This window comes from Roseovarius sp. 217 (assembly GCF_000152845.1).
Taxonomy (GTDB): Bacteria; Pseudomonadota; Alphaproteobacteria; order Rhodobacterales; family Rhodobacteraceae; genus Roseovarius.
This window is the reverse complement of sequence record NZ_CH902584.1, coordinates 1,209,810-1,235,654: the sequence shown is the minus strand read 5'-3', so window position 1 is coordinate 1,235,654 and position 25,845 is coordinate 1,209,810. Positions and strand designations below refer to the sequence as shown.

The window sequence follows — 25,845 nt, the reverse complement described above, 5'->3', positions numbered from 1 at the left end:
TTTGGTGACCGGTTGTTGCCCCGGTTCAAGGAAAGCTTGACGGATCATTTATAATTTGTCAACAAAATGTAAATGAAGCACAACGGGATGGATGTGATGAGCAAGATTTGGGATTTCTGGATTGACCGAGGCGGCACATTTACCGACGTGATCGGGCGAAACCCGGACGGAGAGATGCAACCGCTCAAGCTCTTGTCCGAAAACCCAGAGGCCTATGAGGACGCCGCAATAGAAGGCATTCGCCGTCTTTTGGGCGGCACCATTGACGCCGCCCGCATCGGCACCGTGCGCATGGGAACGACCGTGGCGACCAATGCGCTTCTGGAGCGCAAAGGCGATGCCACGGTGCTCTTGATCACGCGCGGCTTTCGCGACGCACTGCGCATCGCCTATCAGGCCCGACCGGATATCTTTGCCAAGGAAATCCTGCTCCCCGAACAGCTCTATTCCCGCGTGATCGAGGTGCCCGAACGCCTGCGCGCCGATGGCACGGTTGAAACTCCGCTCGACCTGACAGCCCTCACCCAAGGCCTAGCCGAGGCGCGTGCCGCAGGGATTGATGCCGCCGCGATTGTCCTCATGCACGCCTGGAAGAACCCCGCGCACGAACTGGCCCTTGCAGAGGCGGTACGCGACGCAGGCTTTGCGCAGGTGTCCGTCAGCCACGAAGTTTCACCGCTGATCAAGCTGGTGGGGCGCGGCGATACGACCGTCGTCGATGCCTATCTCTCGCCCATCCTGCGCCGCTATGTGGCGCGGGTCGCATCGGCGCTTGGCGCGACGCCGCCGGGCGAACCCGGCCCCACACTGCAATTCATGATGTCCTCCGGCGGCCTCACAGCCGCCGAGCGGTTTCAGGGCAAGGATGCGATTCTCTCCGGCCCTGCCGGGGGTGTCGTCGGCATGGCGCAGACCGCCGCGATTGCCGGGTTTGACAAGGTGATCGGCTTTGACATGGGCGGCACCTCGACCGATGTGGCGCATTACGCGGGCGAATATGAACGTGCCTTTGACACTGAGGTGGCAGGCGTCCGCATTCGCGCGCCGATGATGCGGGTGCATACCGTAGCGGCCGGTGGCGGCTCGATTCTGCATGCCGAACCGGGTCGGTTTCGCGTGGGCCCTGACAGCGCCGGTGCCTATCCCGGCCCGACCTGCTACCGCAACGGCGGGCCGCTGACCGTGACCGACGCCAATGTCATGCTGGGCAAGCTCAACCCCGATTTCTTCCCGCCCATCTTTGGCCCCGGTCAGGATCAACCGCTGGATCGTGAGACGGTTTCCGCGCGCTTTGCAGAAATCGCCGCAGAGGCAGGCGACGGCAAATCGCCCGAAGACGTGGCCGAAGGCTTTGTCCGCATCGCCGTTGAAAACATGGCCAACGCGGTCAAGAAAATCTCGGTGCAGCGGGGCTATGACGTGACCCGCTATCTCTTGAATTCCTTTGGCGGGGCAGGCGGGCAACATGCCTGCCTTGTGGCGGATGCCTTGGGGATGGAAAAGGTTTTGATCCATCCGCTTTCTGGCCTTTTGTCGGCCTATGGCATCGGGCTGGCCCGCGTGAGCGCGTCACGGCAACAGATGGTGGTAGAGCCATTGGATGAGGACAGTGATAGCGTCATCACAAGCGTGCTTGACGATCTGACTGCGCAGGTCATGCAGGAAATGCAGGCCCAAGGCGTGACCGGGGCTGAAACCCGTCCGCGGCTCTATCTGCGCTATGATGGCACCGATACCGCCCTGCCCGTGGCCTATGACACCCCGACGCAGGCGCGCGCCGAATTCGAGGCGGCGCATCTGGCGCAATTCGGTTTTACCACACCCGATAAGCGCGTGATCATCGACAGCGCCGAGGTCGAGGCCACAGATACCGTCCGTCCCGACGCCCCCGAGAGCGAGGCCGCCCGCCAAGTGGCTGAGGCGCAGACCGACACGCGCACGCGCCTCTTTTGCAACGGCGATTGGACCCCTGCGAGCGTGTTCCGCCGCGCGGGTCTGACACCCGGCAATACCGTCACCGGGCCTGCTCTGATCATCGAGGAGAACCAGACCATCGTGGTTGAGCCCGGCTGGCGTGCCGAAATCACGGCGCATGACCATGTGCTCTTGTCGCGCCACGAACGGATGGCGCGCGATATGGCCATCGGCACGACCGAGGCCGACCCGATTCTGCTTGAAGTCTTCAACAACCTCTTCATGTCGATCGCTGAACAGATGGGCGTGACCCTGCAAAACACCGCGCAATCGGTCAATATCAAGGAAAGGCTTGATTTTTCCTGCGCGGTCTTTGACGCAACCGGCGCGCTGGTCGCCAATGCCCCGCATATGCCGGTGCACCTTGGTTCCATGGATCGCAGCGTCGAGACGATCATCCGCCTGAATGAGGGCGGTGTTCATCCCGGCGATGTCTTTGCCCTCAACGCGCCCTATAACGGTGGCACGCATCTGCCGGATATCACCGTTGTCACGCCGGTATTTGACGAGGATGGGCAAGACGTCCTGTTCTGGGTCGCGTCGCGCGGCCATCATGCCGATGTCGGCGGCACCGCCCCCGGCTCGATGACGCCGCTCGCCACCACGGTGGATGAAGAGGGCGTCTTGATCGACAATTTCCGGCTGGTTGAAGAGGGGCAATTCCGCGAGTCCGCCTTGCGCACGATCCTTGGTGATCACGCCTACCCCTGCCGCAACATCGACATGAACGTGGCTGACCTCAAGGCGCAGATCGCCGCCAATGCGCGCGGCATCAACGAGCTCCGCAAGATGGTCGCCAACTTCGGCCTCGACGTGGTCCAGGCCTATATGGGCCATGTACAGGACAACGCGGCCGAGGCGGTGGCACGGGTGCTGGAAAAACTGTCGGATGGTTCCTATGACTATGAAACCGACACAGGACAGGTGATCCGGGTCAAGATCACCGTCGACCGCGCCGCACGTGAAGCGACGGTGGATTTCACCGGCACCTCAGAGGCGCGAAAGAACAACTTCAACGCGCCAGAGCCGGTGACGCGCGCCGCTGTGCTTTATGTCTTCCGCGTGATGGTCGAGGCACCGATCCCGATGAACGCAGGCTGCCTGCGCCCGATCCGGATCATCGTGCCCGAAGGCTCGATGCTCTCGCCCCGCTATCCGGCGGCGGTGGTGGCGGGCAATGTGGAAACCTCTCAGCACGTGACCAACGCGCTCTTTGGCGCGATGGGGGCGATGGCCAATAGCCAAGGCACGATGAATAATCTGACCTTCGGCAATGATGAGTTCCAGTATTACGAGACCATCTGCTCCGGCTCGCCCGCCGGGCAATTCAACGACGGGCGGCAATTTCCCGGCACCTCGGGCGTGCATGTGCATATGACCAACTCGCGCCTGACCGATCCTGAGATCCTCGAATTGCGCTTTCCCGTGCTGTTAGAGAATTTCGCCCTGCGTCCGGGGTCAGGCGGCAAGGGGGCGGCCAGTGCCGGCGATGGCACGATCCGCACGTTGCGGTTCCTGACCCGGATGGATTGCGCCATTCTCTCATCCCACCGCAACCGTGCGCCGCAGGGGGGCGCGGGCGGCAGCGCAGGCGAGGCGGGCCGGACCGAACTGCGCCGCCTCTCGGGCGCAATAGAGGTGCTGAACGCCTGTGATCAGACAGTGCTAGAGGCGGGCGAAGCCGTGACAGTGATCACGCCGACCGCGGGGGGGTTTGGCCGGGTTTGACCCTGGCCGCCCTTCAAATCTCGGGGTTTGGCAGGCTCTCGAACGCGCGTTTGAGGGCATCGCCCCATCCATCCGAAATCGTGCGGAAATAAGGATCGTCCAACTCGATACGATGCACCTCGGGCAGCTTCATGCTGTTGGCCTCGTAGATGCACATATCCAGCGGGAGACCAACCGAAAGATTGGCCTTGATGGTGGAGTCAAAGCTCACCAACAAGAGCTTCATTGCATCGGCAAAGCTCATGCTCGGCTCATAGGCGCGCACCAGAATGGGGCGGCCATATTTGGTCTCACCGATCTGGAAAAACGGCGTTTCGGAGCTGGCTTCGATGAAATTGCCCTCGGGATAGATCAGAAACAGGCGGGGCGGACCGCCCTTGATCTGACCGCCAAGGATCATCGTGGCGTTAAAGCTGCTGTCGGCGCGCTGTCCGGTGCTGGCATGGGTTTCGATCACATCGCGCAACGTGCCCGCAATCAGTCGTGCAGCCTGAAACATCGAGGGCACCGACAGGATCGTCGGGTCGCGCTCGTCATGTGCCTTGGTGCGCTCTTCCAGCAGGCTGATCACGGCTTGAGTGGTTGCCAGATTGCCCGCTGTCAGCAGAACCATCGCCCGCTCACCGGGCATCTGCCAGTGATGCAGTTTGCGAAAGGTCGAGATATTGTCGAGCCCCGCATTGGTGCGTGTGTCGGACATAAAGACGATGCCGCGATCAAGACACAAGCCCACGCAATAGGTCACCTATGAAATCCTCTGTCACTGTTGCTGGGTCACCCGCAGCGTCACATCCATGTTCTCGCCTGCCACGCCATAGCGGTGACCGGCGATCGGCGCAGCCTCTGTGTAATCGAGACCCGTTGCAACCCTGACATAGCGCGTATCAGGCGAGATCGCGTTTGACACATCAAAACCAACCCAGCCCAACCCTTCGACATGGGCCTCCGCCCAAGCGTGGGTCGCACTTTGCTCGTCCTGTCCGTCCATCCGCAGATACCCTGAAACATACCGCGCCGGAAGACCCATTGCGCGTGCGCAGGCAAGGAAGACATGCGCGTGATCCTGACAGACCCCGTGACCGGCAGCCAAAGCATCCTCTGCGGACCAGGCAATTTCGGATTTCCCGGTCTCATAGACTATGGCGGCGTGAATTCGGGCCGACAGGTCGTGCAGACGCTCCAGATCACTATCGCCTTCAACACTCCGCAGAATGTCGCGACACCCTTTGCCAGCGCGGGTATGCTCTGTTGCCCGCTGAAACAGCCACAGCGGCGCCAATCCTTCATGCGGTCCGACGATCCCGGCCTGATCGGCCATTTCCACAACACCCTGAGAATGGATCACCAATTCGGTGACGCCCTGATCAAAGCTGAACAACATCACATGATTGCGGTGGTGATCTGTGAACTCTGCCTCTTGCGTTGCCCCCTCGACGGTGATCGACCAATTGATCACGGCCTGCCCGCGCGTCGGCTTGGGATAGAGCTTGATCTGCTGCACACCATAGGGCACGGGCGTGGAGTATGAATAACGGGTGATATGACTGATGGCGAGACGCATGGGCTATCCGTTAAACCTGTATTCGATTTCGATCTGATGGCTCAGCTTGCTCAGATGGCCAAGCACCTCCTGCACATATTCGTGCAGGCCATAATCAAAGATCGCGGCGACGTCATGGCTCATGAACCGGCGGCAGAGCGTGTCCGCCAATTGGTGGCACGGCATGCGAAGATCGTAATCCGTCGCCAGATAATTGAGATTGTCCCGCAGCTTGGCACAGCAAAAGTTCAGGCTGCGCGGCATGCGTTTGTCGAGGATGAGGAATTGAGCAATGCCCATCGGCGTGACATCGGGACCAATGGCAAGCCGATATCCTCCCTCCCCACTGACAGACCGCAGAATCGTATCCCACTGCACATTGTCGAGCCGCGATCCCACCGCCGCCGCCGATGGCAGCAGCACGTAGTATTTTACATCGAGAATGCGGGCCGTGTTATCCGCCCTCTCGATAAAGGTGCCGATGCGGATGAAATCGTAGATTTCATTGCGCAGCATCGTCCCGAGAATAGAGCCGCGCACCAGCGCGTTGCGTTCCCGGATCAGCGACAGGACCTTGGGCAGATCCCGAGTCGCAACCTTGCGGGCAAGCGCGACCTTGAGCAGCATCCAGAAGGAATTGACCGCCTCCCACGCCTCATGCGTGAGGGCCGTGCGCACCAATCGCGCGTTGTGGCGCGCCTGTGTCACGACAGCCATCACCGAGGATGGGTTGTCCGGGTCGCGCAGCATCCAGTCGATCGCCAGTTCTGGCAGGACCTCCTCGTGTTTTTGTTGATAGCCATAGGCCACCGCCGCAGCCTGTAACACTGAAAGCCAGTCATCCGCGCCGCTGCCCGCCCGCGTCAGGGCGATCCGCTGCCCGGTTTCGATCATACGAGCGGTATTCTCGGCACGTTCCAGCAGCCGCGCCATCCAGAATAGACCTCCGGCGGTTTTCCCCAGCATCCTCTAGTCCTCCAGCACCCAAGTGTCCTTGGTGCCTCCACCTTGGGACGAATTCACCACCAAAGAGCCTTTTTTCATCGCCACCCGTGTCAGCCCACCGGGCGTTACATTGATCCCCTCGGGCGACATCAACACATAAGGCCGAAGATCGACATGCCGTGGCGCAAGGCCGGCTTTGGTGAACACTGGCACAGTCGACAGGCTCAGCGTGGGCTGCGCGATATAATTGCCGGGCCGCGCTCGCAGCTTGCGTTCAAAGTCCTTGAGTTCTTTCTTGCTCGCCGCAGGGCCGATCAACATGCCATAACCGCCCGATCCATGCACCTCCTTGACCACCAACTCTGACAGATGCGCCAGAACGTAATCGAGGCTTTCTTTCTCGTTGCAGCGCCATGTCGGCACGTTTTGCAAAATCGGCCGCTCGCCGGTGTAGAATTCGACGATCTCGGGCATGTAGCTATAGATTGCCTTGTCGTCGGAAATGCCGGTGCCGGGGGCATTGGCGATGGTGATACCGCCTGCGCGGTAGATATCCATGATCCCCGGCACGCCAAGCGCCGAGTCGGGGTTAAAGTTGAGCGGATCGAGGAAATCGTCATCCACCCTGCGATAAAGCACGTCAATCGGGCGATAGCCGCGCGTGGTTCGCATCGCCACCCGCCCGTCGACGATCCGCAGATCATGTCCCTCGACCAGCTCGACGCCCATCTTGTCGGCCAGAAAGGCGTGTTCATAATAGGCCGAATTAAAGATTCCAGGGGTCAGCACCGCCACGGTGGGCGTCCCTTCGCAGGCCACAGGGGCCGAGGCCGCCAGCGACCGCCGTAGATTGCGCGGATAATCCGAGACCGGACGCACCCGGTTGCGGCTGAACAACTCTGGAAACATGCGCAGCATGGTTTCACGGTTCTCCAGCATATAGCTGACACCAGAGGGCGTGCGCGCGTTATCCTCGAGAACAAAGAAATCGTCCGGCCCGGTCCGCACAAGGTCAATGCCGGTGATATGGGTATAGACCCCACCGGGCGGCATCATCCCGATCATTTGCGGCAGAAACGCCTCATTGCTCGAGATCATCTCTTGCGGCAAGCGTCCGGCGCGCAGGATTTCCTGCCGGTGATAGATGTCATGCAAAAAGGCGTTGATCGCACACACCCGCTGTTCGATGCCACGTTCCAACCGTTGCCATTCGCGCGCCGAAATAATGCGTGGAATGATATCGAACGGGATCAGACGCTCCTCGGCTTCGGACCGTCCATAGACATTAAAGGTGATGCCCGTCAGGCGAAAGAGATCCTCCGCCTCACGGCTTTTGGCACGCAGGCGGGCGGCGTCCTCGTCGCTCAGCCAGGCGTCGAATGTGGCATATGGGCTGCGAATCTGCCCGTTCTGCCCCTGCATTTCATCAAACATATCCATAGGATCATGGTTTCCCTGTCCGGGGCCCTGTGCAATCGAAATTGTTGCGACAGGACGGGCCCGATGCGGTTTTATGCCCGCTTATCCCTCAACCATGCACAATTTTTAGGCTTTGGCAAAGGCTTGTCATTCGGGAGCCTGTGATTGGTCCGCCCGTGTGGCGCTCCAAATATGATAGAATGACTTACAGAAACCATTAGCATTAATTCCTTTTTGTTAGCAAAACTCATAATTATAAACGATGTCAGAACCGCCAAAATCAGCCAGAGGATGCCGTGACCCGAACGCGCGACATGTTGCAAGTGACCGTCCAGCGGGGCGAGGCGGGCAAAACCCGGATGCAGCGCTTTGATGTTCCGGCCCGCGAAAATCAGACAGTTCTCGATGTGGTCAGTTGGATCCAGCAAGAGGCAGATCCGACGCTGAGTTACCGTTTTGCATGCCGCGTGGGCATGTGCGGCTCTTGCGCAATGATGGTGAATGGCGTGCCGCGCTGGACCTGCCGCACCCATGTCAGCCGCGTCGCTAATGACGGTCGCCTCGACATTGCCCCCCTGCGCAACCTGCCGGTGATCAAGGATCTGGCGACCGATATGGACCCGTTCTTTGACAAATGGGTCGCCGCCGAGGCGCGGCACCACCCGACGCGCGGACGGCTCGAAGAGTTTGACCCGATCACGCCCGACAATCCCGAGCGGGCCGAAGCCAACCTTGGAATCGAATGCATCAACTGCGGGATCTGCTACGCGGCCTGTGACACGGTGGCAGGTAATCCCGATTACCTCGGTCCGGCCGCGCTGCAACGCGCCTGGACCCTGCTCAACGACAGCCGCGACGCCGATCGCCCAACCATCCTTGCGGCGGTCTCGGGCAAGGGCGGCTGCCATAACTGTCACTCCATGGGCAGTTGCGCGCAATATTGCCCCAACGAGTTGAACCCGATGCGCGCGATTGCCGGGTTGAAGCGCGAAACAGTCAAGGCAGCCTTGCGAGGAAAGCGCGATGCTTGACCTGCGGCTCTACATGGCGCAACGCCTGAGCGCGCTGGTGATGGCGCCCTTGGTGTTGGGCCACATCGCCGTGATGATCTACGCCATCCAGGGCGGGCTGAGCACGACGGAAATCTTGGGCCGCACCCAAGGCAGCCTCCTTTGGTTCCTGTTCTACGGCACCTTTGTCCTCGCCGTCTCTGTCCACGCCGCCATCGGTCTGCGCGTCATCGTACATGAATGGCTGCGCTTGCGCGGCATCGCCCTTGACGTACTGACATGGGGCATCTGTGCGGCACTTCTCACCCTTGGGCTCAGCGCCGTTTTTGCGGTGACGCTGCCATGAAACAGCCGCCCCGTTCGCATCCTCTCTGGCTTGCCTTTGTGCTGCACCGCGTGTCCGGCCTGGCGCTCGCGCTGTTTCTGCCTGCGCATTTCTGGCTCTTGGCACAGGCGATTACCGCCCCTGCGCGGCTTGATGGCTTTCTCGCCTTTGCCGAAAACCCGCTGGTCAAGATCGCCGAATTCGGTCTCGTCTTTCTGCTTGCCGTCCATATGTTCGGCGGCCTGCGCCTGATGGCGCTCGAGTTCTTGCCCTGGTCCGACCGTCAAAAGACGCTGGCGGCGGGGGCGGTCGGCGCGGCCCTCTTTCTGTCCGGTACGTTTTTCCTGAGGGCGATCTGATGACCCATATCGACCGACACGACACCGACATTCTTATCATCGGCACAGGCGGTGCGGGCCTCTTTGCCGCGCTCCACGCGCAGCAATCCGCACCCGCAGACACGCGGATCACCATCGCCGTCAAAGGCCTCATTGGCAAATGCGGCTGCACCCGCATGGTGCAGGGCGGCTACAACGTGGCGCTGGGCGGCGGTGACAGCGTCGAGCGGCATTTCATGGACACCATAAAGGGCGGCAAATGGCTGCCCAATCAGGATATGGCGTGGAAACTCTGCGAACAGGCCGTGGTGCGTATCCACGAGCTGGAAAATGAAATCGGTTGCTTCTTTGACCGCAACCCCGATGGCACGCTGCATCAAAAGGCCTTTGCCGGGCAGACCGCCGACCGCACGGTCCACAAGGGCGACCTGACCGGCATCGAGATCATCAGCCGCTTGATGGAGCAGGTTCTGGCGCGTCCCGTGGACAAGCTGCAAGAGCATCGCGCGATTGGCCTGATCCCGACGCGCGACGGCAGCGCCTTGGCAGGCGTGCTCTTTATCGACATGCGCACAGGCGGTTTTCGTCTGGTCCGGGCCAAGACGGTCCTCATGGCCACCGGCGGCGGCCCGACCATGTACAAATACAACACGCCGTCGGGCGACAAGACGATGGACGGCCTTGCCATGGCGTTGCGCGCGGGGCTGGAACTGCGCGATATGGAAATGGTGCAGTTTCACCCCACCGGATTGCTGGCCGGCGACCATACGCGGATGACCGGAACCGTGCTGGAGGAGGGCCTGCGCGGCGCGGGTGGTCAATTGCTCAACGGCGCGGAAAACCGCTTCATGTTCGACTATGACCCCAAGGGCGAGCGTGCGACCCGCGATGTCGTCAGCCGCGCCATCTATGCCGAGATGCGCAAGAACAATACCTCGGCGAATGGCGGCGTCTTTATTTCCATGGCCCACCTTGGCCCCGACAACGTGCGCGCCAAATTCCCCGGCATGGTCAAACGCTGCGCCGATAGCGGCTTTGATCTGGCGGGAGGTCTGGTCGAGGTGGTGCCAACCGCGCATTATTTCATGGGCGGCGTGGTCGTGGATGCCGATACCCGCACGGCGATGGAAGGGCTCTATGTGGCGGGCGAGGATGCAGGCGGCGCGCATGGCTCGAACCGTCTGGGCGGCAATGGCGTGGCCAATTCCACCGTCTATGGCGGGGTGGCGGGCGACGTGATGGGCGCGGATATCCGCACCATGGGCGCGCTGCGCGATCCCTGCCCCTACGCGTTGCAGGCCGAGATTGACCGCGCCCTGCATCCCCTCACGCGCCAGCCCGCGCCGGTCCATCCTCTGCGTGCCGCTTTGCAAGACGCGATGTGGGATGATGTCGGCGTCATGCGCACAGCTACGGGTATGGAGCGTGGTTTGACCCGCGTTGCCGAGATTTCCGATGCGCTGATGGGTGTTGGCGTCGCAGACGACAATCTCGCCTTCAACCTCACCTGGCACGACTGGCTCAACCTGCGCTCACTCTGCGACGTATCCGAGGCGATCACGCTGGCGGGCCTTGCGCGTGAAAACTCGCGCGGCGCGCATTACCGCGAGGATTTCCTGGATGAAGGTGATCTTGATGCTTCTTACTACACGGTGATTACCCAAAAGGGCAGCGATTTGACCGTCCGCCGCGATCCGGTGCAATTCACCATCATCCGCCCCGGTGAGACAATCCTGCCCGAGAGCGAACCCGAAACATTGGTGGCTGCACAATGATCTCAATCGACCTCATCCAAAACACCGCCGAGCGCCTGATGGACAAGGCGGCCATTGAAATTCCCGAGGATTACCTGACGGGCCTTCAGGCCGCCGCCGAGACCGAGGATGGTGATCTCTCGTCCTTTGTCCTTCAGGCGATGCTGGAGAATTACAAGGCCGCCAAGGAGGATCGGCGTGCGATGTGCGGCGATACTGGCTGTCCGCGCTGGTATGTGAAGATGGGCAACGAGGCCCAGATTGAGGGCGGGCCGGTCGCGCTCGAATCCGCGCTGCGCCGCGCCACAGCCAAGGCAACCTATGACGTGCCCCTGCGCCCCAATCGGGTGCATCCGCTCTGGCGCACGGATCACAACAACAACGTTGGCATCGGCGCGCCCGAGATTGAATATGGGTTCGAGCCCGAGGGCGATTGGATCGACCTCATCACCGTACATAAAGGGGGCCTCTTTGGTACGGACTATCGCATGCTCTTTCCCTCGGATGGTATCGAAGGGATCAAGCGGTTTTACCTTGATAGCCTTGTCGCCTTTGGCAAACGCGGTCTGGCCTGTCAGCCCGCGATCATCGGCATTGGCCTTGGTGGGTCCAAGGATACCTGCATGGTGCTGGGCAAGCGCGCCGCCTGCCTGCGCGTCGTGGGGAGTGAGAACCCGGACCCGAAAATCGCCGCGCTGGAGCGGGAGTTCAAGGATCTGGGCAATTCCATCGGCATGGGGGCGATGGGATTTGTCGGCAAGAACATGGTGATCAATTGCAACATCGAAGTAGGCTATTGCCACACCGGGGGCATGCAGATGTCCGTTCATGCCTTCTGTCTTTCGTCCCGCCGGGCGGTCGCGCGCCTCTATCCTGATGGTCGCGTCGCATACCGCACCGATCCGGATTGGTTCACCCCCTATCAGCGCCGCGAAACCGTCGAATGGCAGGGTGGCGCACAGGAGGCGGCAGAATGACCAAGCCCCGTGAAATCCGCCTGAGCACCACGCCGACGCCCGAGGCGCTGGCCGAATTGCGGCTTGGCGACATCGTCTATCTCGACGGGCTGCTCTATACCGCCCGCGAAGGGGTCTATATGCGCGCGCTTGAGGACAAGGCGAATATCCCGTTGGAACTGCCCAGCCAGAGCGCCACGAACTTCCATTGCTCCCCCGCCGCCGCCATTCGTCCCGATGGGTCGTTCAACATGGGCGCAGTTACGGCAACTGCCTCCTTCCGCTTTGCCAAATGGTTGCCGGAATGGATGGCCAAGACCGGCGCGAAGCTGATCATCGGCAAGGGCGGCATGTCGTCCAAAGATTACAGATCTTATTTTGTGCCGAATGGCGCGATTTACCTCTCAACAGTGGGCTATGGCACCGGCGCATTGCTGGGGCGCGGCATCGAAAAGGTGGAGGCAGTGCATTGGCAGGATGAGCTAGGTCTGGCGCAGGCGATGTGGGTTATTCGCTGCAACAAGATGGGGCCGTTCATCGTGGCGTCGGATCTTGACGGTAATTGCCTCTTTGAACGCGAGAACGCCAAGATCGCCAAGAACCTCGAACGGGTCTATGAAGGCACGCGCCCCGCGACGCTTAAACGCTATGGCGAGACGGATGACCGCTCTGATGAGGTGATTGGCTAGAGCATTTCGCGCGCCAGCAAGACCACGCCCGAAACTAAGGTCATCACGATCAATAGGCGACGGAATGCGGCGTCGGGCAGACGCTTGAACACCGCAATTCCGATCTGCGCGGCAGCGAGCGAGGATGGGATCGCAATCGCGATATAGATCAGAGTTTCCCGTGTATAGGCTCCCTTGAACGCCAGAAGAGCCGTAGTTACGGCAAGAACGACCACATTGAACGGTTGCAGCACGGCGCGCGTCTCATGCTTGGGCCAAGGGCGCAGCGTGCACCACATCATCGGCAGCGCCCCCGAGAGCGAGGCCGCGCCACCAAGCACGCCCCCCAAGAAACCCACGAGCATATCCCACAGCGGCGTTGGCCGCTCAAACCTTGGAAGACGCGCCCGAAAGGAAAAATAACCGCCATAAACGAGCAACATGGCCGCCACCACCGCCTTGAGCGTGCCCGCGTCAATCACACTCAGGATCAGAACGCCCAATGGTATCCCGGCCAGCCCCGGCACAAGGAAACGTGCCAGCCGCCGTTTGTTCTGGCCGATGGCGTGGCGCACCACCCAGACCCCTTGCAATCCCGTGATAACCGAAAGCACAACGAGCATCGCCACGGCCTGCAACGGCGGCAGCACGGTGAGAAAGAATCCAAGCGCAAAGAGCGCCGTTCCAAACCCTGCAAGCCCGTTGATGAACCCGCCCGCCGCAGCCCCTGCGATGATGTAGGCAACGATTTCCGCGTTCATGCAGCGGTGCTTCGGGCAGAGGGGGTAAAGATACCGATATCCACCGCGCCAAGCAGAGCCATGTGAATCTCCTGAATGATCCGAATACGCGGGTTGTCGCGGCGATGCGCCAACGTCAATTGCCGCACCGGTGCTCCGTTGGGCAACGGCAGTCGCCGCAGCGGCAGCGGTTGAACCCCGCGCACACAGCGCGCCGGTACAATGGACACACCAAGCCCCGCCAACACCATGCTCGATATCGCCTCCAGCCCCTGCAACTCCATGGTGACCGACACGGCAATGGCATTATCGCGCAGCCAGCCGTCGATCAGCCCGCCCACCACGGCATCACGGCTGAACCGGATAAACGGATATCGGGTCAAAAGGTCTCGCACATCGTCGCCTTCGATCTCTTGCGGCACCAGCAGTTCCATGGGCTCCTGCGCGATATCGGCATGGTCGACGTCGGGCGGTAACGGTCCCTGCCGCGACAGGATTGCGGCATCAAGCGCGCCCCGCTCGACCTCGGCAATCAAGGCGGTCGTCATGCCCGGCACAATGCGCACATGCAAATCCGGAAAGCTGTCTTTGAGCAATCGCACAGACAATGGCGTCAGCCCGGTCAGCGTCATAGGCACAGCGCCCAAAGAGATTTCGCCGCGAAACCCCTCATCGCCTAAAACCGATGGCACGATGCCATCATAGGCGCGCACAATGTCGCGCGCCCGCGCGACAAGCGCACGACCGGTTGGGGTCAACTCCGGAGACCGTCGCGATCGGTCAAACAGCGCAATGCCCCATTCCTCTTCGAGACTCCGCATCTGCTGGCTGACGGCGGCATGGGTGACAAACACCGCCTCGGCAGCGGCGCTAAAGGTCTTGTGATCGTCCACCGCGATCAGGGTGCGCAAGCGCCGGATTGACATGCCCTGCCTCTTCCGTAAGATTTTGTAACACAAGCTGTAACGGAATATTGCTTATATTAAGCGTGCCTTAAAGTTACACCTAAAGCCGACGGCGTTGCAATCCGCGATCACCCTGCCGCCGACACCACAGAGGAGGAGGAAAACATGAAGCTGAGACAGTTGGGCGCGGTTTGCGCCATAGGACTTGGCCTGACGGCAACCGCCGCAGTGGCCGAATATCCCGAACGCCCCATCAACATGGTCATTCCCTATGGCGCAGGCGGTGCGACCGATATTTCGGCCCGCACCATCGCAGAGCCATTGGGCACCGTGGTCGGCAAGCCGCTGGTCATGTCAAATATCACGGGGGCAGGGGGGGCCACCGGATCTGTTGCGGTGCAAAACGCCAAGGCGGACGGCTATACCATGCTCTTTGCCCGCGTCGGTTCGCACACGGTCAACCCGGCGATGAAGGCAACGCTCCCCTATACACTCGACGATTTCCGCTTTGTGACGGTCTATGAAATCAACCCCGTCGCCTGTGCCGTGCGCCCGGATTCCGGCATCGAGACGATCGAGGATCTCATCGCTCTGACGGAATCCGAGGGCACCAGCTATAGCTCTTCTGGCGTCGGCTCGATGCTGCATCTCGCGGCCGTGATGGTGCTGGATGAATTCGGCGTCGAGAACCCGCTGGATAAGGCGATTCACATTCCTCAAGGCGGAGGTGGCGAGGCGGCGACCGCCGTTCTCAACGGCACCGTGACGTTCATCTGCACCAATACGTCGGCGCTTGCCAATTTCGTGGCCAATGGTCAGCTCAAACCGATCCTCGTCACCACGGCCGAACCCGTTGCAGGATTTGATGCGCCCACTGCCGTTGAACTGGGCAAGCCTAATCTGACCCAACTGGTGGGCTGGACGGGCATTGCCGGGCCGGATGATCTGCCGGAAGATGTGGCGGCCAAATGGGGTGAATGGATGGCTGCCGCCGCCGGAGATGAGAAATTCATCGAACAGATGAATTCACTCGGGTCCGTGATTGACGTGATGAGCCCCGAAGAGGCCAACGCCTTCATTCAGGCGCAGTATGAAACCTTCCGCGCGCTTGTCGATAAACTCGGCATGCGGATCGAAGGCTGAAGTCTGTCGCACGCATAGGCCGGGCGCAGAGATGCCCGGCCTATCAAGGCCAGCAAACTGATCGGGGAGGATCAGGGTGAGCAAACGCGCAATTCAGCTGCAACTGGGCATCGGTGCCTGTGCAGCCTGTCTTTTCCTGATCCTCTACGCCATTCCGTATTGGATCTCTGCCCCCAGCAATATTCGCAATATCGTCCTCTCGCCCCGGTTCTGGCCCTATGCGATTGCCGGGCTGACCGGGCTTGTGGGTTTGGGCATGCTGTTTGCCAACCGCAAGCCGGATGAGGATGACGCCCCCGTCAATGACCCGATTGAAGATCCCGGCGCGGGTCTGATCCGGCTGGCGGGCATGGCGGTGCTGATGGCTGTAACCTTCTGGCTCTTGCCCCGCATCGGCATGGTCTGGGCCGCGATGCTGGCCTTTGCGGCCCTCGCGTTTCTGGTCAGGACACGCCATCCCAAGACTGCGCTGATCTGCGCTCTGGTGGTTCCGCTCCTGCTCTACGGCTTCTTTGCACATGTCGCAGGCGTTGCCATCCCGCAGGGCGATTATGTGAGGTTGCCATGAGCATGATTGACAGCATCATGGCCGGTCTCGCGCTGGTCGGCAATGTCGAGGCGCTAGTCTCGCTGGCCATAGGGATTGTGATCGGCGTCATCGGTGGCGCGATTCCGGGGATTTCGGCCACGATGGCGGTGGCGCTGACGCTGCCCTTTACCTTTCCGATGCAGCCGATCAACGGCATCTTGCTGCTCCTTGGCGTCTACAAGGGCGGTATCTTTGGTGGGTCGATTCCGGCCATCCTGATCAAGACGCCGGGCACGCCCGCCTCTTCGGCCACGGTGCTTGACGGACATCCTATGGCCGCCAAAGGTGAGGCGGGGCGCGCGCTCGGCATGGCCCTCTGGGCCTCTTGCACAGCGGATCTGATCTCGAACCTGTCTCTGATCCTGCTTGCAGGCTGGCTGGCCTCTTTCGCGCTCAGCTTTGGCCCGCCAGAGTTCTTTGCTCTGATCCTGTTCTCGCTCACCATCATTGCGGGCGTCTCGGGCGAGAGCCTCTTGCGCGGCGCTCTCGCGGCGCTTTTGGGCCTGCTCTTGGCAACCATCGGGCTTGATCTCGTCTATGGCACAAACCGTTTCACATTCGGCCACCCCAACCTGATGGGCGGGTTGAATTTCATCGCGGTGCTGATCGGCCTCTTTGCCATCCCCGAGGTCATCAACATGGTCTGGCACCCCACCGGGCACATGGGCAAGGTGCAGACCCTGGGCAACAAATGGGTCACGTTTGCCGAGTATAAACGCTGTTTCCGCTCTATCGTGCGCGGCAGCTTCATTGGCGTCTTTCTGGGCTCTATCCCCGGCATCGGCGCGGCCCCCGCGGCCTTCCTGTCTTATTCCGAGGCACGGCGCAAATCCCCCAACAAGGCCAATTTCGGCAAGGGAGAAATCGAGGGCGTCGCCGCCTCTGAGGCTGGCAACAATGGCGTGGCCGGCGCCACACTCATCCCGCTACTGGCACTTGGCGTGCCGGGCGATGTGATCACCGCGATCATCATCGGGGCCTTCATGGTGCATGGGTTACAGCCGGGACCGATGATGTTCGTGATGAATGTCGATATCATCTATGGCCTCTTCATCGGCCTCATCTTTTCCTCGGGCCTGCTCTTTATCGTGGGCGGGCTGGCAATCCGGGGATTCAAACCGGTGGCCGATATTCCCAAGCGCATCTTGATGCCCATCGTTCTCGTGCTCTGCATCTATGGGGTGTTTGCCGTCAACAACAGCATCTTTGACGTGGCGGTGATGTTCGTTATGGGGTGGGTCGGATTTGTGATGACCCGCTACCATATCCCTGCCGCCCCTTTTCTTATTGCCTTCATCCTCGGCCCGCTGCTCGAGGATAATTTCCGCAAATCCATGCTCATGTCCGGGGGAGCGCCGGACATCTTGCTGCGCGGGCCGATCACATGGTTCTTCTGGGCTTTGACCTTGCTTGCCGTGGTGGCGATTGCACGGGGCACTTTGGACAAGGCCCGCGAAAAGAGCTGAGACTCTGTCAAATCAAGCGGCGCATACACGGCAGAACCATACCGCATCTATCCCTGCTCACCCGTCGGGTCAGGCGTGATAAGATTTTCGTGACATACCGCTCAGGGGGTATGAAAAAGAAACACATCTTCATATATTCATAAATGATGATATAATGGAAATCGGCTCCAGTGAGCCGGGTTTTGACGTGAGAGGATACGATATGGTGGGTGTTGAAACAGAGTTTACCCCATTGGCGTCGCTGGCTGGTGGTGTGTTGATCGGTTTATCTGCTGTGCTGCTGATGGTCTTTCAGGGCCGGATACTGGGGGCCACGGGAATCTTGTCGGGCCTGATGTCCGGTGATGTGCCGGGCGACAAGAGCTGGCGCGCGGCGATGATGGTCGGCATGATCGCGGGACCGTTGCTTGTCTTGGCGCTGACCGGGCAAATGCCCGTGGTCGAGGTGCCGATCAGCCTGCCAATGATCCTGATTGGCGGGTTCATCGTGGGCATCGGCGTTACCTTTGGCTCAGGCTGCACCTCTGGACACGGGGTCTGCGGCATCGCGCGGCTGTCACCACGCTCGATCGTTGCCACGCTCACCTTCATGGTCGTGGCCTTCTTGACGGTCTATATCATCCGTCACGTTATAGGAGTCTGAACCATGCGCATCCTGTCCGCTTTGCTCGTAGGCCTTGTGTTTGGTGTGGGAATTGCCATCTCTGGCATGATAAACCCGGCCAAGGTGCTCAATTTCTTTGACGTCGCAGGCACATGGGACCCGAGTCTGATCTTTGTCATGGGGGGCGCTCTGGTTACCACATTCATCGGCTACCGTGTGGTGCTCAAACGCCCCGGACCGATTGTCGAGGCAGAGTTCAAGCTGCCCACCAACACGGTCATCGACGCGCGCCTGATCGGCGGATCAGCGGTCTTTGGCCTCGGGTGGGGCATTGCGGGCTTTTGCCCCGGTGCGGCAATCCCGGCTCTTGGCTCGGGCAAGCCCGACGTGCTGGCCTTTGTCGCAGCCCTGCTTGCCGGGATCTGGGTGGCGCGCGCCATACAGACGAAACAGGCAGAGAGAAAGGTGACAGCATGACCGATTATCCCGTGGACATGACCGTGACGCCAGAGGTCAAGGCGTTCTTTGACGAGGCGACCAACACCATCAGCTATGTGGTCAAAGACCCCGGATCGCGGGCCTGTGCCGTGGTCGATAGCGTGATGGATATCGACATGGCGGCGGGACGGATAACCTATGGTCATGCCGATGCCATGATCGCCTATATGTTGGATCACGACCTGACACCGGACTGGATCATCGAGACGCATGTCCATGCCGATCACCTCTCGGCCGCGCCCTATATCCAGCAAAAGCTTGGCGGCAAGATCGGCATTGGTGAAAAAATCCTGATTGTGCAGGACACCTTTGGCAAGATCTTCAATGAAGGCACGGAATTTCAGCGCGACGGGTCGCAATTTGACGCCCTGTTCAAGGATGGCGACACCTACAAAGTGGGCGGCATGCAGTGCTTTGCCATGCACACGCCCGGCCATACACCCGCCTGCATGGTGCATGTGATGGGCGATGCGGCCTTTGTCGGTGATACGCTCTTCATGCCCGACGGCGGATCGGCCCGCGCCGATTTCCCCGGTGGCGACGCGGGTGAGCTCTACGACAGCATCCAAAAGGTGCTGCGATTGCCCGACGACATGCGCCTCTTCATGTGTCACGATTATGGCCCGAATGGCCGTGACATTCAGTGGGAGACGACCGTGGGCGCGGAAAAAGCGCATAACATCCACGTCGGCGGCGGCAGGACGCGCGAGGAGTTCGTGAAATTCCGCACCGAACGCGACGCGACACTGGATATGCCCCGTCTGATCCTGCCCTCCTTGCAGGTGAATATGCGCGCAGGTGAGGTGCCACGCGACAGCGACGGTAATCCGATGCTGAAACTGCCGGTGAACAAGCTCTGAGACATTGCCCCCTCTTACGGGGCGCGGAACAAGTAACATGGATTTTAAATCCCTCGGGCGCGTCCTGCCGGTACTGGATTGGGGCCGCGACTATGACCGGCATGCGCTGACAGATGACGGCATGGCGGCGGTGATCGTGACGATCATGCTGATCCCGCAATCGCTGGCCTACGCCCTCTTGGCCGGTCTGCCGCCCGAGGCGGGGCTCTATGCCTCGATCCGTCCGATCATCCTCTATGCCATTTTCGGCACCAGCCGTGCCTTGGCCGTGGGTCCGGTCGCGGTGGTATCCCTGATGACAGCCGCCGCGATTGGCGATGTGGCCGAGGCGGGCACGGCGGGCTATGCCGTGGCGGCGCTGACCCTTGCCGGGCTGTCCGGCCTGATCCTGCTCACCATGGGCATTCTGCGCCTTGGGTTTCTGGCGAACTTCCTGTCGCATCCGGTGATCGCCGGGTTTATCACCGCCAGCGGCATCCTGATCGCCGTCAGCCAGTTGAAACATCTCTTGGGGGTCAAGGCGAGCGGTGGCAGCCTGCCGGACATGCTCTGGTCTCTGCTGTGGCATCTGGCGGATATCAACAGTCTCACGCTGCTCATCGGCGTGGCGTCTGCCGCCTTTCTCTTCTGGGTGCGGCGCGGGTTGAAACCCCTGCTGGTGCAGCGCGGGTTCGGTCCGCGTGCGGCCGATATGGGGGCCAAGGCGGGGCCGGTCATCGCCGTGGCCTTCAGCACATTTCTGGTCTGGCTCTTCGGGCTCGATCAGCATGGTGTTGCCGTTGTCGGGGCGGTGCCTCAGGGATTGCCACCGCTGACGCTTCCGTCCTTTTCACCGGGGCTGATCGGCGCGCTCTTTGTGCCCGCGCTTTTGATTTCGGTGATCGGCTTTGTGGAATCCATGTCGGTGGCGCAAACGCTGGCCGCCAAGAAGCGCCAACGGATCGACCCGGATCAGGAATTGATCGGCCTCGGCGCGGCCAATATCGGCGCGGCCCTTACTGGCGGCTATCCTGTCACCGGTGGCTTTGCCCGCTCTGTCGTGAATTACGACGCAGGTGCTGCAACACCCGCCGCGGGGGCCTTCACCGCCGTGGGCTTGGCCATCGCCGCGATATTCCTCACGCCGCTGATCTATTTTCTGCCCATTGCCACGCTGGCCGCCACGATTATCGTGGCCGTGCTCAGCCTCGTGGATTTCGCCATCCTGCGCAGCAGTTGGGCCTATTCCAAGGCGGATTTCGCGGCTGTGGCGGGCACCATCCTGCTCACCCTCGGCTTTGGGGTCGAAACCGGCGTCTCCGCCGGCGTGATCCTCTCGATTGGCCTGCATCTCTATCGCAGTTCACGGCCCCATATTGCCGAAGTGGGCCTTGTTCCCGGCACGCAGCATTTCCGCAATATCCTGCGCCACAGGGTGCTGACCGACCCTGCGATCGTCACCTTTCGCCCGGATCAGAGCCTCTATTTCGCCAATGCCCGCTTTATCGAGGATCACGTGTTCGCGCGCGTGCAGGCCGGGGGGCCGGTGCGTGACGTGGTGCTGATGTGTTCTGCCATCAACGAGATCGACCTGAGCGCGGTGGAAACACTGGAAGAGATCACCAAACGGCTCAAGGAAATGGGCATCCGCCTGCATCTGTCAGAGGTCAAAGGCCCGGTGATGGACCGCCTCTGCCGCGCGCATTTCCTGCGCGATCTCACCGGCAAGGTGTTTCTCGCTCAATACGATGCCTTTGCCGCCCTTGCCCCCGATACCGTGGCGGGCGATCAGGCAAAGCCGGTGATGAGCTGACGCAAGCCAATCGCCGCACCCACAAAAATCGCGGCAAAGGTGATCGGTGCGCTGAACGACAGCACGGAAAATGCGGAAATTCCCTGACCGACCGTGCAGCCAAAGGCCAGCACTGCCCCAAACCCCATGCAGACCGCCCCGAGAATCTGACGCCGCAACTCGCGCGGGTCTTCGCAGGCTTCCCAGCGGAAATGCCCCTTGAACAAACTGCCGCAAAACGCACCCGCAAGCACGCCAAAGACCGAGGCCACGCCAAAGCTGAGACCGCCGCCGCTCGCAGTCATCAGAAAGATGATGGTTTCGCCAAGCGGCGCAGAGAACGTATGGGTCTGTACCGGCTGCGGCATGAATCCATGTGTGGCCACCCAAGAGGTGCCGAGCCAACCCGAGGTGACAGCAAGCCCGACCATCGCCCCCCAAAAGAGCGCCTGTCGGTTCCGCAGGAAATCCCGCGACGCGAGCGCGGCCACCGTGATCAGCGCGGACACCGCCAGCCCGACCCAAATCGTCGGTAACCCGGTGAATGCGCCTAAAACCTGCGCATAGGATTGACTGTCAAGCGCGGGGCTGGTGGCCTCAGTCGCCATGATGCGCAACCGCGCAAACGGCCCGGACATCATGATATAGGCTGAAATTCCCATCACCAACACGATCACAAAGGCCCGCAGATCGCCGCCTCCAAACCGTGCCAATGCACCAAATCCACAGTTACCCGCCAGTGACATGCCATAGCCAAACAACAGCCCACCCAAAACGCTCGCCAAGGGTGACCAGGGCGTGATCCAATAGGCGTTGGCGGCAATATCAAACAGATCCATCCCGGCAAAGCCAAAGGCCGTAAAGCCTGCCATCCCAATCGCCAGCCCCCACATGCGAATTCGCGTATCGCTCTGCTGATAGAGCAGATCCTCGATGGCCCCCAAGGTGCAGAAGCGCCCCACGCGCGCCGCCAGCCCAAGGATCGCGCCGCCAGCAAAGCCACAGAGAACTATGAGCAGGGTTTCAGGAATGCCGCCAGGCATGATGCTTCTCCGTTTGACGTGGGCAAGGATCTGACAGGTTGGTCAAGGTTGCTTGCAAAACAGATCGTAGACCACTTCGAGCATCTGTATCGCGCGCCGGTCTGTCAAACGGTAATAGATCGCCTTGCCTTCACGTCGTGGTGTAACCAGCCCCTCCAGCCGCAACCGAGAGAGCTGTTGTGACACCGCCGCCTGCCGCGCAGAGAGCAACTCTTCCAGCTCGGTCACAGTCTTTTCGCCCGTCGCAAGATGGCACAGGATCATCAGCCGCCCCTCATGGCTGATCGCCTTGAGGAACTCCGCCGCCGTATGGGCAAGGGTGAGCATCGCATCGACGCTTTCTTCGGACACGTCCATCCCGGGAGGGGGGGAGCGGCGCAGCATCGCCGGCTACGGCGCCTTGGTGGCATCGGGATGCGCATCCAAGAGCTGTGTCAGCAGAAACCAAAAGAATTCGTCGCCCGCATAGCCCTCGATCCGACCAAGCTCCTCGCCGTTCTCGACCAGAACAAAGGTCGGGGTAAAGACCGGGTGGCTGCGAAAGGCGATGTCTTCGGGCAGCGCGTTGATCTGCACCCGGCGCAGGGGCGCGCGTGTGCCCTCGATGGTCTTGGGATAGGCCGGGGCAATCTCGGCATTCCACTGCTCGCACCAATGGCAACCATGTCGCTCAACCATGACCAGCTCTGCCGCCGACAGCGGACCGATCAGGCCGAATGTCAGCGAGAGGCTGACGAGAAAGGCAACGAGCGTATGCATCGGTGTTCCGATTGACGGACAGACTAAAACATATGATAGTTTGAATATGTTTGCGGATCAACCCGTCTGAGGATGCCCCATGTTCGATGTCTCACTGCTCAGCGCCTTCGTCGGGGGATTGATCGTCTTTTTTTCGCCCTGTGTGCTGCCTATCGTGCCGTTTTACCTCAGCTATATGGCTGGCGCCTCGATGTCCGAGATCAGCGCCGAGGGTCGTCTTGCCCCCGGCGTACGCCGCCGCGCCTTTGCCGCGTCGGTCATGTTTTCGGCGGGAATCATCACCGTCTTTGTGCTGCTAGGGGCGGCTGCCTTTGGCCTCAGCCAGGCGTTCCGCGGCTTTCAGACCGAGTTTCGCCTCTTTGCCGCCCTCGTCGTGCTGGTTCTCGGGCTGCATTTTCTGGGCGTGCTGCGCATCGGCTTTCTCAACCGCGTGTTGCAGATGGATGCGGGCGATACCAAGAATATGTCCGTTCTAGGGGCCTATGTCGTGGGCTTCGCCTTTGCCGCTGGCTGGACGCCTTGCGTGGGCGGTGTGCTGACAGCGGTGGTCTTTACCGCCAGCACCGAGGCCACGGCGATGAAAGGGCTGGTGCTGCTCTTGGTCTTTGGCCTCGCCATGACCACGCCCTTCATGGTGGCCTCGCTCTTTATCGGGCCGTTCCTGCGCTTTGCCTCGAAATTCCGCCGCCACCTGCCCAAGGTGGAAAAGGCGATGGGGCTGCTTTTGATCGTCTTTGCCGCGCTCATCGCCACCGACAGCGTCAATTACATCGCCCAATGGATGCTGGAGACGTTCCCAGCCTTTCAAAACATCTGATCGAGGAGGACCATGATGACCCGAGTGCTCACCCTTCTGGCCGCCGCCCTGTTCGCCCTGCCCATTGCTGCGGCGGACCTGGGCGATGACGGCCTGCACAAGACCGACTGGATGCGCGACACCTTCAAGGATCTGCGCGAGGATCTGGCGGATGCCAATGCCGAGGGCAAGCGTCTGATGGTGATGGTCGAACAGCGCGGTTGCATCTACTGCACCAAGATGCACGAAGAGGTGTTCCCCCGCCCCGAGATCGCCGATTTCATCCGCGAGAATTATTTCGTCGTGCAACTCAACCTGCATGGCGATCTGGAGGTTGTCGATTTCGACGGTGAGTCGCTGACCGAGAAACAGGCGGCGCGTAAATGGGGCCTCCTGTTCACCCCCTCGATTCTGTTTCTGCCTGAAGAGGTCGCGGAGGATCAGACCGCCGCTCAGGCAGCGGTTGCGATGATGCCCGGAGCCTTTGGGCCGGGCACGACGCTGGACCTGCTGACATGGGTTCACGAGAAACGTTACGCGCTTGATACCGAAGAAGATTTTCAGCGCTATCACGCCCGCCGTATCGCCGAACGCGAGGCCGGAAAATCGCAGTGATCAGGTCCGCGCAATGACATTAAATTCAAGAATACGAATTTAATGTTGTGTGATCGCGGAATTGTGCTCTATGATATACAGAAATCTGAATGTGTTAGGGAGGACGCATGAAACGATCAATTTTCACGGTATCGCTGATCTGCGCGGCACTGAGCGCATCTGCGGCTGAAGTGGCGCCGACGGATGTCAAATTCACCGATGGCGCGATTGCGGACTCGCTCACAGGCGTTGCGGGTGATCCGGTCGCCGGGCGCGACGTGCTGGGGGACCGCGCGTTGGGCAACTGCGTCGCCTGCCATCAAATCACCGACATGAGCGACGTTCCGTTTCATGGCGAAATCGGCCCGATGCTGGATGGCGCCGGCTCCCGGTGGAGCGAGGCCGACCTGCGCGGCATCGTCGTGAATGCCAAGATGATGTTCCCCGAGTCGCTGATGCCCTCCTTCTACCGGACGGATGGCTACACGCGGCCGGGCAACGCCTTTACCGGCGAGGCGGCGGACAGCACGTTCGGCCCCCTTCTGACCGCTCAGCAAGTTGAAGACGTGGTTGCCTATCTGGTGACCCTCAAAGAGTGATCGCGCCCTGAGCGTGACCAAGATCAGGAGTTTGAGACTATGACACTGACACGACGCAACGTGATGATCATGGGAGCAGGGGCCTTTGTTGCCTTTGGTCTGCCCATGCGCGCCACCGCCGCCGCCGAGGACCGTATCGCCGAATTCACCGGCGGCGCTGCCATGGCCGACAGCGGTATCACCTTGACCGCCCCCGAAATTGCCGAGAACGGCAACACCGTCCCGATCGAAGTCGCGGCCCCCGGTGCCGTCGAAATCCTCGTGCTGGCCACGGGCAATCCGACGCCCGGCGTTGCAACCTTCAAATTCGGACCGCTGGCCGCTTCGCAAACCGCGTCCACCCGCATCCGTCTTGCGGGCACGCAGGACGTGGTGGCGATTGCCAAGATGAGCGACGGCTCCTTTGCCAAGGCATCGAGCAACGTCAAGGTTACAATCGGCGGCTGCGGCGGCTGAGGCATAGGTAGGAGAAATCAGAATGGCACAAGACGTCACACCCCGCGTCAAGGTCCCGAAATCCGCAGCCGCAGGCGAAGCGGTCGCGATCAAGACCCTGATCAGCCACCCGATGGAATCCGGTCAGCGCAAGGATAAAGAAGGCAACATCATCCCGCGCTCGATCATCAATCGGTTCACCTGCGAGTTCAACGGTCAGAGCGTCGTCGACGTGACCATGGAGCCCGCAATCTCGACCAACCCTTACATCGAGTTCGCAGCCACGGTGCCCGAAGCGGGTGAATTCAAATTCACTTGGTACGATGACGATGGCTCGGTCTACGAGGACATCAAGCCAATCGCGCTGAAATAAGGGCCAATCGTCA

At 60.8% G+C, this 25,845-nt stretch carries 28 protein-coding genes; 19 read left to right on the top strand and 9 right to left on the bottom strand.

Annotation, left to right across the window (positions count from 1 at the left end; all coding sequences use genetic code 11):
* Positions 1-96: 96 nt before the first annotated feature.
* Positions 97-3,702 carry a hydantoinase B/oxoprolinase family protein gene (locus ROS217_RS05880; protein WP_040651147.1) on the top strand — a complete coding sequence of 1,202 codons (3,606 nt, stop codon included), beginning with the start codon at positions 97-99 and terminating at the stop codon, positions 3,700-3,702.
* 13 nt (positions 3,703-3,715) lie between these two features.
* Here ROS217_RS05880 and ROS217_RS05875 read toward each other — a convergent pair whose 3' ends face one another.
* The 4 genes from ROS217_RS05875 to ROS217_RS05860 are packed head-to-tail and all read right to left on the bottom strand — an operon-like array spanning position 3,716 to position 7,627.
* Positions 3,716-4,447: a proteasome-type protease gene (locus ROS217_RS05875; protein WP_009816766.1), complete on the bottom strand. Its 732-nt coding sequence runs from the start codon at positions 4,445-4,447 to the stop codon at positions 3,716-3,718.
* 15 nt (positions 4,448-4,462) lie between these two features.
* Positions 4,463-5,263 (bottom strand): transglutaminase family protein, encoded by an 801-nt coding sequence (locus tag ROS217_RS05870; protein WP_009816765.1) that lies wholly within the window; start codon positions 5,261-5,263, stop codon positions 4,463-4,465.
* Between the two features lie 3 nt (positions 5,264-5,266).
* Positions 5,267-6,208 carry an alpha-E domain-containing protein gene (locus tag ROS217_RS05865; protein ID WP_009816764.1) on the bottom strand — a complete coding sequence of 314 codons (942 nt, stop codon included), beginning with the start codon at positions 6,206-6,208 and terminating at the stop codon, positions 5,267-5,269.
* Between the two features lie 3 nt (positions 6,209-6,211).
* Entirely contained in the window at positions 6,212-7,627 is a 1,416-nt protein-coding gene (locus ROS217_RS05860; RefSeq protein ID WP_009816763.1) for a circularly permuted type 2 ATP-grasp protein, read from the bottom strand.
* Between the two features lie 293 nt (positions 7,628-7,920).
* Here ROS217_RS05860 and ROS217_RS05855 point away from each other — a divergent pair, with 293 nt between their 5' ends.
* Genes ROS217_RS05855 through ROS217_RS05830 form a run of 6 tightly spaced genes read left to right on the top strand, consistent with a single transcriptional unit; the run spans position 7,921 to position 12,678 of the window.
* Positions 7,921-8,637: a succinate dehydrogenase/fumarate reductase iron-sulfur subunit gene (locus ROS217_RS05855; protein WP_009816762.1), complete on the top strand. Its 717-nt coding sequence runs from the start codon at positions 7,921-7,923 to the stop codon at positions 8,635-8,637.
* Positions 8,630-8,962 (top strand): succinate dehydrogenase, encoded by a 333-nt coding sequence (locus ROS217_RS05850; protein ID WP_009816761.1) that lies wholly within the window; start codon positions 8,630-8,632, stop codon positions 8,960-8,962. The genes ROS217_RS05855 and ROS217_RS05850 overlap by 8 nt, the downstream gene beginning before the upstream one ends.
* The gene (gene sdhC, locus ROS217_RS05845) at positions 8,959-9,300 is read left to right on the top strand and encodes a succinate dehydrogenase, cytochrome b556 subunit (RefSeq protein WP_009816760.1); all 342 of its coding nucleotides are present in this window, start codon (positions 8,959-8,961) and stop codon (positions 9,298-9,300) included. Before ROS217_RS05850 ends, sdhC begins: the two co-directional genes overlap by 4 nt.
* Complete coding sequence (locus tag ROS217_RS05840; protein ID WP_009816759.1) at positions 9,300-11,054, top strand: L-aspartate oxidase; 1,755 nt, start codon at positions 9,300-9,302, stop codon at positions 11,052-11,054. Before sdhC ends, ROS217_RS05840 begins: the two co-directional genes overlap by 1 nt.
* Positions 11,051-12,010, top strand: a complete 960-nt coding sequence (locus tag ROS217_RS05835) for a fumarate hydratase (RefSeq protein ID WP_009816758.1) — start codon at positions 11,051-11,053, stop codon at positions 12,008-12,010. Before ROS217_RS05840 ends, ROS217_RS05835 begins: the two co-directional genes overlap by 4 nt.
* Positions 12,007-12,678, top strand: coding sequence for a fumarate hydratase C-terminal domain-containing protein (locus tag ROS217_RS05830; RefSeq protein ID WP_009816757.1), 672 nt, complete (start codon positions 12,007-12,009; stop codon positions 12,676-12,678). The genes ROS217_RS05835 and ROS217_RS05830 overlap by 4 nt, the downstream gene beginning before the upstream one ends.
* Here ROS217_RS05830 and ROS217_RS05825 read toward each other — a convergent pair.
* Positions 12,675-13,418 (bottom strand): sulfite exporter TauE/SafE family protein, encoded by a 744-nt coding sequence (locus ROS217_RS05825; RefSeq protein WP_009816756.1) that lies wholly within the window; start codon positions 13,416-13,418, stop codon positions 12,675-12,677. The two genes, ROS217_RS05830 and ROS217_RS05825, sit on opposite strands and share 4 nt — an antisense overlap.
* A complete protein-coding gene (locus ROS217_RS05820) occupies positions 13,415-14,323 on the bottom strand; it encodes a LysR family transcriptional regulator (protein WP_009816755.1) in 909 nt (302 codons plus the stop codon). Before ROS217_RS05820 ends, ROS217_RS05825 begins: the two co-directional genes overlap by 4 nt.
* Positions 14,324-14,467: 144 nt before the next feature.
* Here ROS217_RS05820 and ROS217_RS05815 point away from each other — a divergent pair, with 144 nt between their 5' ends.
* The 7 genes from ROS217_RS05815 to ROS217_RS05785 all read left to right on the top strand — a co-directional run bounded on the left by ROS217_RS05815 (position 14,468) and on the right by ROS217_RS05785 (position 21,254).
* Entirely contained in the window at positions 14,468-15,445 is a 978-nt protein-coding gene (locus ROS217_RS05815; RefSeq protein WP_009816754.1) for a Bug family tripartite tricarboxylate transporter substrate binding protein, read from the top strand.
* 76 nt (positions 15,446-15,521) lie between these two features.
* Positions 15,522-16,013 (top strand): tripartite tricarboxylate transporter TctB family protein, encoded by a 492-nt coding sequence (locus tag ROS217_RS05810; RefSeq protein ID WP_009816753.1) that lies wholly within the window; start codon positions 15,522-15,524, stop codon positions 16,011-16,013.
* Positions 16,010-17,500, top strand: coding sequence for a tripartite tricarboxylate transporter permease (locus tag ROS217_RS05805; RefSeq protein ID WP_009816752.1), 1,491 nt, complete (start codon positions 16,010-16,012; stop codon positions 17,498-17,500). The genes ROS217_RS05810 and ROS217_RS05805 overlap by 4 nt, the downstream gene beginning before the upstream one ends.
* Positions 17,501-17,702: 202 nt before the next feature.
* Positions 17,703-18,143, top strand: coding sequence for a YeeE/YedE family protein (locus ROS217_RS05800; protein WP_009816751.1), 441 nt, complete (start codon positions 17,703-17,705; stop codon positions 18,141-18,143).
* A 3-nt stretch (positions 18,144-18,146) separates the two neighbouring features.
* Positions 18,147-18,581 (top strand): DUF6691 family protein, encoded by a 435-nt coding sequence (locus ROS217_RS05795; protein ID WP_009816750.1) that lies wholly within the window; start codon positions 18,147-18,149, stop codon positions 18,579-18,581.
* A complete protein-coding gene (locus ROS217_RS05790; protein ID WP_009816749.1) occupies positions 18,578-19,462 on the top strand; it encodes an MBL fold metallo-hydrolase in 885 nt (294 codons plus the stop codon). Before ROS217_RS05795 ends, ROS217_RS05790 begins: the two co-directional genes overlap by 4 nt.
* Positions 19,463-19,499: 37 nt before the next feature.
* Positions 19,500-21,254 (top strand): SulP family inorganic anion transporter, encoded by a 1,755-nt coding sequence (locus ROS217_RS05785; RefSeq protein ID WP_009816748.1) that lies wholly within the window; start codon positions 19,500-19,502, stop codon positions 21,252-21,254.
* Here the strand turns inward: ROS217_RS05785 and ROS217_RS05780 are convergent.
* From ROS217_RS05780 to ROS217_RS05770, 3 genes are read right to left on the bottom strand one after another with little or no spacing between them, the layout of a single operon-like run.
* Positions 21,230-22,276, bottom strand: coding sequence for a YeeE/YedE family protein (locus ROS217_RS05780; protein ID WP_009816747.1), 1,047 nt, complete (start codon positions 22,274-22,276; stop codon positions 21,230-21,232). The genes ROS217_RS05785 and ROS217_RS05780 overlap by 25 nt on opposite strands.
* A 42-nt stretch (positions 22,277-22,318) precedes the next feature.
* A complete protein-coding gene (locus tag ROS217_RS05775) occupies positions 22,319-22,633 on the bottom strand; it encodes an ArsR/SmtB family transcription factor (protein WP_009816746.1) in 315 nt (104 codons plus the stop codon).
* Positions 22,634-22,666: 33 nt separating this feature from the next.
* A complete protein-coding gene (locus tag ROS217_RS05770; protein ID WP_009816745.1) occupies positions 22,667-23,035 on the bottom strand; it encodes a hypothetical protein in 369 nt (122 codons plus the stop codon).
* A 79-nt stretch (positions 23,036-23,114) separates the two neighbouring features.
* On the opposite strand from ROS217_RS05770, the gene ROS217_RS05765 reads away from it, so the two are divergent.
* From ROS217_RS05765 to soxZ, 5 genes are all read left to right on the top strand, one after another.
* On the top strand, positions 23,115-23,852 hold the full coding sequence (locus tag ROS217_RS05765) for a cytochrome c biogenesis CcdA family protein (protein ID WP_009816744.1): 738 nt from the start codon (positions 23,115-23,117) through the stop codon (positions 23,850-23,852).
* Positions 23,853-23,867: 15 nt separating this feature from the next.
* Positions 23,868-24,446 (top strand): thioredoxin family protein, encoded by a 579-nt coding sequence (locus tag ROS217_RS05760; protein ID WP_040651145.1) that lies wholly within the window; start codon positions 23,868-23,870, stop codon positions 24,444-24,446.
* Positions 24,447-24,553: 107 nt separating this feature from the next.
* A complete protein-coding gene (gene soxX / locus ROS217_RS05755) occupies positions 24,554-25,024 on the top strand; it encodes a sulfur oxidation c-type cytochrome SoxX (RefSeq protein WP_009816742.1) in 471 nt (156 codons plus the stop codon).
* Positions 25,025-25,063: 39 nt separating this feature from the next.
* Positions 25,064-25,480, top strand: a complete 417-nt coding sequence (gene soxY, locus ROS217_RS05750) for a thiosulfate oxidation carrier protein SoxY (RefSeq protein ID WP_009816741.1) — start codon at positions 25,064-25,066, stop codon at positions 25,478-25,480.
* 22 nt (positions 25,481-25,502) lie between these two features.
* Positions 25,503-25,832, top strand: coding sequence for a thiosulfate oxidation carrier complex protein SoxZ (soxZ, locus tag ROS217_RS05745; protein WP_009816740.1), 330 nt, complete (start codon positions 25,503-25,505; stop codon positions 25,830-25,832).
* The last annotated feature ends 13 nt before the right edge of the window (positions 25,833-25,845 follow it).

Excerpts from the sequence above, each read along its gene's own strand:
- ROS217_RS05835 (WP_009816758.1), top strand. The coding sequence starts at position 11,051 with ATGATCTCAATCGACCTCATCCAAAACACCGCCGAGCGCCTGATGGAC.
- ROS217_RS05880 (WP_040651147.1), top strand. The coding sequence starts at position 97 with ATGAGCAAGATTTGGGATTTCTGGATTGACCGAGGCGGCACATTTACC.
- ROS217_RS05860 (WP_009816763.1), bottom strand. The coding sequence starts at position 7,627 with ATGGATATGTTTGATGAAATGCAGGGGCAGAACGGGCAGATTCGCAGC.
- ROS217_RS05815 (WP_009816754.1), top strand. The coding sequence starts at position 14,468 with ATGAAGCTGAGACAGTTGGGCGCGGTTTGCGCCATAGGACTTGGCCTG.
- ROS217_RS05785 (WP_009816748.1), top strand. The coding sequence starts at position 19,500 with ATGGATTTTAAATCCCTCGGGCGCGTCCTGCCGGTACTGGATTGGGGC.
- ROS217_RS05830 (WP_009816757.1), top strand. The coding sequence starts at position 12,007 with ATGACCAAGCCCCGTGAAATCCGCCTGAGCACCACGCCGACGCCCGAG.
- soxX (WP_009816742.1), top strand. The coding sequence starts at position 24,554 with ATGAAACGATCAATTTTCACGGTATCGCTGATCTGCGCGGCACTGAGC.
- ROS217_RS05805 (WP_009816752.1), top strand. The coding sequence starts at position 16,010 with ATGAGCATGATTGACAGCATCATGGCCGGTCTCGCGCTGGTCGGCAAT.
- soxY (WP_009816741.1), top strand. The coding sequence starts at position 25,064 with ATGACACTGACACGACGCAACGTGATGATCATGGGAGCAGGGGCCTTT.
- ROS217_RS05790 (WP_009816749.1), top strand. The coding sequence starts at position 18,578 with ATGACCGATTATCCCGTGGACATGACCGTGACGCCAGAGGTCAAGGCG.
- ROS217_RS05825 (WP_009816756.1), bottom strand. The coding sequence starts at position 13,418 with ATGAACGCGGAAATCGTTGCCTACATCATCGCAGGGGCTGCGGCGGGC.
- ROS217_RS05870 (WP_009816765.1), bottom strand. The coding sequence starts at position 5,263 with ATGCGTCTCGCCATCAGTCATATCACCCGTTATTCATACTCCACGCCC.
- ROS217_RS05800 (WP_009816751.1), top strand. The coding sequence starts at position 17,703 with ATGGTGGGTGTTGAAACAGAGTTTACCCCATTGGCGTCGCTGGCTGGT.
- ROS217_RS05760 (WP_040651145.1), top strand. The coding sequence starts at position 23,868 with ATGACCCGAGTGCTCACCCTTCTGGCCGCCGCCCTGTTCGCCCTGCCC.
- ROS217_RS05780 (WP_009816747.1), bottom strand. The coding sequence starts at position 22,276 with ATGCCTGGCGGCATTCCTGAAACCCTGCTCATAGTTCTCTGTGGCTTT.
- ROS217_RS05850 (WP_009816761.1), top strand. The coding sequence starts at position 8,630 with ATGCTTGACCTGCGGCTCTACATGGCGCAACGCCTGAGCGCGCTGGTG.
- soxZ (WP_009816740.1), top strand. The coding sequence starts at position 25,503 with ATGGCACAAGACGTCACACCCCGCGTCAAGGTCCCGAAATCCGCAGCC.
- ROS217_RS05840 (WP_009816759.1), top strand. The coding sequence starts at position 9,300 with ATGACCCATATCGACCGACACGACACCGACATTCTTATCATCGGCACA.
- ROS217_RS05865 (WP_009816764.1), bottom strand. The coding sequence starts at position 6,208 with ATGCTGGGGAAAACCGCCGGAGGTCTATTCTGGATGGCGCGGCTGCTG.
- sdhC (WP_009816760.1), top strand. The coding sequence starts at position 8,959 with ATGAAACAGCCGCCCCGTTCGCATCCTCTCTGGCTTGCCTTTGTGCTG.
- ROS217_RS05820 (WP_009816755.1), bottom strand. The coding sequence starts at position 14,323 with ATGTCAATCCGGCGCTTGCGCACCCTGATCGCGGTGGACGATCACAAG.
- ROS217_RS05795 (WP_009816750.1), top strand. The coding sequence starts at position 18,147 with ATGCGCATCCTGTCCGCTTTGCTCGTAGGCCTTGTGTTTGGTGTGGGA.
- ROS217_RS05775 (WP_009816746.1), bottom strand. The coding sequence starts at position 22,633 with ATGGACGTGTCCGAAGAAAGCGTCGATGCGATGCTCACCCTTGCCCAT.
- ROS217_RS05855 (WP_009816762.1), top strand. The coding sequence starts at position 7,921 with ATGTTGCAAGTGACCGTCCAGCGGGGCGAGGCGGGCAAAACCCGGATG.
- ROS217_RS05765 (WP_009816744.1), top strand. The coding sequence starts at position 23,115 with ATGTTCGATGTCTCACTGCTCAGCGCCTTCGTCGGGGGATTGATCGTC.
- ROS217_RS05770 (WP_009816745.1), bottom strand. The coding sequence starts at position 23,035 with ATGCATACGCTCGTTGCCTTTCTCGTCAGCCTCTCGCTGACATTCGGC.